Origin of the sequence: Comamonas sp. GCA5 (assembly GCF_036541385.1) — a bacterium.
GTDB classification, from domain to species: Bacteria; Pseudomonadota; Gammaproteobacteria; order Burkholderiales; family Burkholderiaceae_C; genus Comamonas; species Comamonas aquatica.
The window spans coordinates 1-642 of record NZ_JAZHFR010000212.1 but is presented as its reverse complement, the minus strand read 5'-3'; the positions used below and the strand labels follow the sequence as shown (position 1 = coordinate 642).

The 642-nt window shown below is 55.5% G+C and carries 2 protein-coding genes; one reads left to right on the top strand and one right to left on the bottom strand.

What is annotated here, in order from left to right:
• A partial coding sequence (locus SJH88_RS19305; RefSeq protein WP_274755407.1) for a hypothetical protein occupies window positions 1-262 on the bottom strand: 262 nt, incomplete at its 3' end.
• Between SJH88_RS19305 and SJH88_RS19300 the strand changes: the two genes are divergently transcribed.
• Complete coding sequence (locus SJH88_RS19300; RefSeq protein ID WP_274755406.1) at window positions 255-545, top strand: transposase; 291 nt, start codon at window positions 255-257, stop codon at window positions 543-545. The genes SJH88_RS19305 and SJH88_RS19300 overlap by 8 nt on opposite strands.
• Window positions 546-642: the final 97 nt, after the last annotated feature.

Below are 642 nucleotides of genomic sequence, written 5' to 3'. Positions count from 1 at the left end.
CAGGACAGTGAAACGACTTTGCGCCGATGATAGTGCGGATTCCCGTGTGAAAGTAGGTCATCGCCAGGCTCTTACAGCGACAAACCCCCTGACCTCCAACGAGGCAGGGGGTTTTGTTTTTTGGGATGAGATGCATCAAACACAGGCTGTGGACCGGCGTTGGCAGCTTATTGATGGCAAGTGTTGTTACTTCAATGTAAGCGTCCGGCAATCCCATCTTGAGATAGACCCAGTGTCGAGGCATCGTGTGCACGATGAACATCACGCACACTATGGCGAACGACACGATCGCCCAGCGCCCCAAGCGGCACTACTACTCCCCGGAACTTAAAGGCCAGATCGTGGCCGAATGCCAGGTCTCCGGCGCGTCAGTGGCCGGCGTAGCGCTTGCACACGGAATCAACGCCAACATCGTTCATCGCTGGATGCGCGAGCAAGCAGACTCCCTGTTGCCAGCGCCCCGGAATGAGTTCGTTGCGCTGAATCTGCCTCCACCAGTTGAACAGCTTGTTGATTTCCACGCAGAAGTGGTCCCGGTCGTTTGAACAATTGAGTCCAGTTGCTAAGCGAGATCACCGGGGTTATGCCGCCTGCATTTGTGCAAACGGCAATGCTGCAAAGTACGCTTCATCAGGGGTAGCT